Origin of the sequence: Limnohabitans parvus II-B4, from assembly GCF_003063455.1 — a bacterium.
Taxonomy (GTDB): Bacteria; Pseudomonadota; Gammaproteobacteria; order Burkholderiales; family Burkholderiaceae_C; genus Limnohabitans_A; species Limnohabitans_A parvus.
Window position 1 is genome coordinate 1 of record NZ_NESN01000009.1, and the last position, 4,894, is coordinate 4,894.

At 55.9% G+C, this 4,894-nt stretch carries 6 protein-coding genes; all 6 read right to left on the reverse strand.

Translation table 11 applies throughout. From position 1 onward, the window contains the following. Positions 1–274: 274 nt before the first annotated feature. The 6 genes from B9Z37_RS14175 to B9Z37_RS14200 all read right to left on the reverse strand — a co-directional run bounded on the left by B9Z37_RS14175 (position 275) and on the right by B9Z37_RS14200 (position 4,672). On the reverse strand, positions 275–601 hold the full coding sequence (locus B9Z37_RS14175) for a type II toxin-antitoxin system RelE/ParE family toxin (RefSeq protein ID WP_108313686.1): 327 nt from the start codon (positions 599–601) through the stop codon (positions 275–277). Continuing rightward, on the reverse strand, positions 598–867 hold the full coding sequence (locus B9Z37_RS14180) for a ribbon-helix-helix domain-containing protein (protein WP_108313687.1): 270 nt from the start codon (positions 865–867) through the stop codon (positions 598–600). The genes B9Z37_RS14175 and B9Z37_RS14180 overlap by 4 nt, the downstream gene beginning before the upstream one ends. Before the next feature lie 177 nt (positions 868–1,044). Beyond that, positions 1,045–1,917: a glucose-1-phosphate thymidylyltransferase RfbA gene (rfbA, locus tag B9Z37_RS14185; protein WP_108313688.1), complete on the reverse strand. Its 873-nt coding sequence runs from the start codon at positions 1,915–1,917 to the stop codon at positions 1,045–1,047. Between the two features lie 604 nt (positions 1,918–2,521). Then, positions 2,522–3,244: a polyprenyl diphosphate synthase gene (uppS, locus tag B9Z37_RS14190; RefSeq protein WP_276308872.1), complete on the reverse strand. Its 723-nt coding sequence runs from the start codon at positions 3,242–3,244 to the stop codon at positions 2,522–2,524. Between the two features lie 450 nt (positions 3,245–3,694). Further along, a complete protein-coding gene (gene nusG / locus B9Z37_RS14195) occupies positions 3,695–4,246 on the reverse strand; it encodes a transcription termination/antitermination protein NusG (RefSeq protein ID WP_108313689.1) in 552 nt (183 codons plus the stop codon). 126 nt (positions 4,247–4,372) lie between these two features. Further along, complete coding sequence (locus tag B9Z37_RS14200) at positions 4,373–4,672, reverse strand: H-NS histone family protein (protein WP_108313690.1); 300 nt, start codon at positions 4,670–4,672, stop codon at positions 4,373–4,375. Positions 4,673–4,894: the final 222 nt, after the last annotated feature.

Below are 4,894 nucleotides of genomic sequence, written 5' to 3' on the forward strand. Positions count from 1 at the left end.
TGGTTTTAAAGGCATGGATACCCGCATGCGCGGGTATGACAGTCATCTTGTCATGCCCGACTCGATCGGGCATCCATGGTTTTGAAGGCATGGATACCCGCATTCGCGGGTATGACAGTCATCTTGTCATGCCCGACTCGATCGGGCATCCATGGTTTTGAAGGCATGGATACCCGCATTCGCGGGTATGACAGTTGAGGGGCGGGTATGACAGTTGAGGGGCGGGTATGACAGAGGGTGGTGGGTATGACAGTAGGTGACGGTGTAGGGCATTTTAGTGAGGCACGCTGTTGTCTGGGTCGTCTTGGAGCAGAGTTTCGTAATCTTGCCCACCGTAAAAAACGCCCAAGATAAAAACCACTTCGGTTGTGACTGCAAATGCGATCACTGCTCTTTTTTTGTAGTGTGTGATTCGCAATCCTGGCCGAACGTCATCGCGTTGATTGCCTCGTTGCGGGAATGTGGACAAACTTTCGCAATAACTGACGATCCCATCTGTGTAGCCCATGGCAATGGCTGGTGATGCACGATGGGCAATGTAATCAAGCAAGTCACTCAGTTGCTGCTGTGCTTCAGGGCTAAAAACGACGCGATGGGTCACGCTGGCTTGTTGAAGCGGGTAGCCAGATGCGCACGAACTTGCTCGGCACTCAGGCCGCGGGACGGATCTGCCTGAATGGCGTCGTAAGCCGGCCCAACTTGCTGATGCAACCAACTTTCTACGGCTCGTTCACGGGCCATGAGCGCCCGCAGTCCTTCGCGGATGACTTCACTCTCACTGGCGTAATCGCCAATGCGAACTCTGGCCTTGACAGCGTCGGCCATGTCGTTAGGCAATGTGATGCTCATTTGTTGTGTGGTTCGCATGGATACACCCGAGTGATCAATAAGGATTGAATCCTACTATGCGCTAGAGACTTCGTCTATGGATACCCGCATTCGCGGGTATGACAGTCATCTTGTCATGCCCGTCTTGTCATGCTCGACTTGTCATGCTCGACTTGTCATGCTCGACTTGTCATGCCCGACTCGATCGGGCATCTATCACTTGAGCAGGTTCAACAAATACTGCCCGTAGCCATTTTTGGCCAGCGGCTGTGCCAGCTTTTGCAGGGCTTCTGCGCTGATCCACTTTTGGTGGAAGGCGATTTCTTCGGGGCAGGCAACCATGAGGCCTTGGCGTTTTTGCAGGGTGGCAATGAAGCCAGCGGCTTCGAGCAGGCTGTCGTGGGTCCCTGTGTCCAGCCAAGCGTAGCCGCGGCCCATGATTTCGACATTCAGTTGGTTTTGGGCCAGGTAGCGTTTGTTGACGTCGGTGATTTCGAGCTCACCACGCGCCGAGGGCTGGATGTCGGCGGCGATGTCGCAGACTTGGCTGTCGTAAAAGTACAGGCCTGTGACGGCGTAGTTGCTTTTCGGAGCCTTGGGCTTTTCTTCGATGCTGAGGGCCCGCTGCTGGGCGTCAAAGTCGACCACGCCGTAGCGCTCGGGGTCTTGCACATGGTAGGCAAAGACGCTGGCACCTGTGGTGCGGGTGTTGGCGTTGCCCAGCAGGCGCACCAGGTCGTGGCCATAAAAGAGGTTGTCGCCCAAGACCAATGCGCTCGGATCATTGCCCACAAAGTCTTTGCCGATGATGAAGGCTTGCGCCAAACCATCGGGGCTGGGCTGCACGGCGTATTGGATGTTCATGCCCCATTGGCTGCCGTCGCCCAGCAGGTCGGCAAAACGGGGGGTGTCTTGCGGGGTGCTGATGAGCAACACGTCTTTGATGCCCGCCAGCATCAGCGTGGTCAGCGGGTAATAGACCATGGGCTTGTCATACACCGGCATGAGCTGCTTGCTGACAGCTTGCGTCACGGGGTACAGGCGCGTGCCTGAACCGCCAGCGAGGATGATGCCTTTGCGATGGGTCATGTTGTCAGGTGTTGATGCGCCCGAATCGATCGGGCATCTGTCTCTTGGTTGTCATGCCCGACTTGATCGGGCATCCATTTTTTATCTGTCATGCCCGACTAGATCGGGCATCCATCTTTTCTTTGTCATGCCCGACTTGATCGGGCATCCATCTTCTCTTTGTCATACCCGACTTGATCGGGCATCCATCTTCTCTTTGTCATGCCCGACTTGATCGGGCATCCATCTTCTCTTTGTCATGCCCGACTTGATCGGGCATCCATGGTTTTTGGGACATGGATACCCGCATGCGCGGGTATGACAATTAGGACGGTATGACAGTTAGGGCACGTATGACAGAGGGGCATGCCGGCTGGGCAGGCAGGCTACCGCAGTCCGGCAAGGTGTTTTTGCAGACTTTGTCCTGGGCATTGGCTTCAGCTTAGGCGCAGTTTCTGACGCGAAGCTTGGCGAATTGCGGGTTTTGGACAGCCTATGATTGTATTCTTAAGAACAGTAGGGCTCCCAAAGAAATTACCCTAAAAGATTGCATAAAACAAATATTTCAGGGGATTTTTCAAATTACAGCGCGGGTTAACCCGCAACAGAGCCGCCTATTCGGGCATCAAAGTGGTGCAGAGGAGCCGAAGCGGCGGTCGCGGCCAGCGAACCAGGTGATGGCTTCTTTCAGACGCGCGGGCGAAAAGTCTGGCCAGAGGTCGTCGGTGAAAAACAGTTCCGCATAGGCGGCTTGCCAGAGCATGAAGTTGCTGATGCGCGATTCGCCTCCGGTGCGGATGAGCAGATCGACTTCGGGCGCATAGGCAGTGCTGAGGTAGGGCGCCAAGGCTTCTTCGGTCAGAGCTTGCAGGCTTTGGCCGGGGTGGGCTTGTTGCCAAGCTTGGGCGGCTTGCACCATGTCCCAACGGCCACCGTAGTTGGCACACACCGTGAGGGTGATGCGGGTGTTGTTGGCGGTTTGTTGCTCGGCCCGGACGATCAGGTCTTGCAGTGCAGGGGCAAAACGGCTTTTGTCACCCACCACTTTCAGGCGCACACCGTTGGTGTTCATGCTGTCCACTTCTTTTTGTAGGTAGGACATGAACAGGCCCATGAGGCTGGAGACTTCTTCTTCGGGTCGCTTCCAGTTTTCTGTGCTGAAGGCGAACAGGCTCAGGTGCGAAACGCCGATTTCGGCGCAGGTCTTGACGATGTCACGCACTTGCTTGGCCCCGGCGGCATGCCCCAGCGCAGCCGGCATGAAGCGGTTTTTGGCCCAGCGGCGGTTGCCATCCATGATGATGGCGATGTGCTGCGGCAGGGGGTTGTGGGGGGCGAGTATGGTCAAAGCGTGGGCAAATTTGAACGATTGCAGATTTTAGAGGTATACGCCTGGCCATTTGCGAAATGGCGCTCGGTGATGACGGATGCTGATGCCTGAAGTTGTCGTCCCCCCCGACATGTCGGGGGTCTATGCCCTCTGACTTTGTCACCCCCGACATGTAGGGAGCCTATGCCTTCTGACTTTGTCACCCCCGACCTGATCGGGGGTCTATGCCCTCTGACTTTGTCACCCCCGACCTGATCGGGGGTCTATACCCTCGACTGTCATGGATACCCGCATTCGCGGGCATGACAGCTCTTTTGTCACCCCCGACCTGATCGGGGGTCTATGCCCTCTGACTTTGTCACCCCCGACCTGATCGGGGGTCTATGCCTTCGACTGTCATGGATACCCGCATTCGCGGGCATGACAGCTCTTTTGTCATGCCCGACTTGATCGGGCATCCATCCCCTGTCAGTTGTTCACTTCAACTTGGTGGTGCTCGAGTTGGACCACCGTGGGGCGTCCCAAAATTTCGAGGAGGACGGCGACGCGTTTGCTGGAGACGCTTTGAATGAGGCCTTCGACACCCCCAAGGGCGGTGTGTTTGAGGCGCACGGTTTGGCCAGCTTTGAGGTTGCTGAGCTCTTGCAGCGTGGCGTGGTTGCGGTCTTGTTCGAGTTGGCGGATGCGTTGCACGAGGTCGTCGTGGAGCATGGCGGGCTCGAAGCCAAAGCGCACGATGGTGGCGATGCCTTTGGTGCTGCGCACGGCCGAGATACTTTGCTCGGGCTTGCTGGGCCTGAACAGGATGTAACGCGGGAACATGGGCTCAAACAGCGCGACGGGGCCTTGCTCGGTTTTTTTGAACTTTTTGTAGAGCGGCAAATAGGCGTCGAAGGCTTGCTGCTGCAGGTTCACTTCAGCGATTTTTTCTTCGCGGGGTTTGGTGTAAGCCAGGTACCAGCGGTCGGGTGGCGTGCTTTCCAGAAAGAGCTTGTCTGGCGTTGGCGAGTTTTGGGTCATTCTGTCTTTTACGGGCTGTCTCTGCGCCTATTTTAGGTGCCCGCAAGTTGGCCCATCAGCGTGGATCGGGACCCCAAAAACAAAACCCCGCTTGCGCGGGGTTCGGTATGAGGGCTGAAACTCAATTCAGGCGATCACGAATGGGGTGCGGTCTTTGCCTTCGATCCACTTGGGGGCTTTACCGCGGCCTGTCCAGGTTTGGCCTGTGGCGGGGTCGCGGTATTTGGCGGCGACTTTGCTGGCGGCTTTGGGGGCGCCGGATTTACTGGCGCGCCCGGGGAAGATGTCTTGCGCGGTCAGGCCATATTCGGCCACCAATTCACGCACTTTGGTCACGGCGCTGGAGATTTCATTTTGGCGGGCTTGGGCAATGGCTTGCTCCAAAGCGTCGCGTTGGGCCAATAATTCTTTGTAGCTGGAGGTCATAGTAGATCCTGGTTAAATGATAAGAGCACTGAATATACATCATAGTTAGTCTGAATACCCGATGATTTGGATATACAACCATTTTTTGATTGGCCTTGTGAATTTCTCAGGCCAGTATTTTTATGGTTATTAAGATTAACTTTTGTCATGCCCGACTTGAATGGGAGTCCATGGCTTCGGCGGCGATGGATACCCGCATTCGCGGGTATGACAACTTTCTTT

Coding starts and splice junctions, on each gene's coding strand:
- B9Z37_RS14180 (WP_108313687.1), bottom strand. CDS start 867: ATGCGAACCACACAACAAATGAGCATCACATTGCCTAACGACATGGCC.
- rfbA (WP_108313688.1), bottom strand. CDS start 1,917: ATGACCCATCGCAAAGGCATCATCCTCGCTGGCGGTTCAGGCACGCGC.
- nusG (WP_108313689.1), bottom strand. CDS start 4,246: ATGACCCAAAACTCGCCAACGCCAGACAAGCTCTTTCTGGAAAGCACG.
- B9Z37_RS14200 (WP_108313690.1), bottom strand. CDS start 4,672: ATGACCTCCAGCTACAAAGAATTATTGGCCCAACGCGACGCTTTGGAG.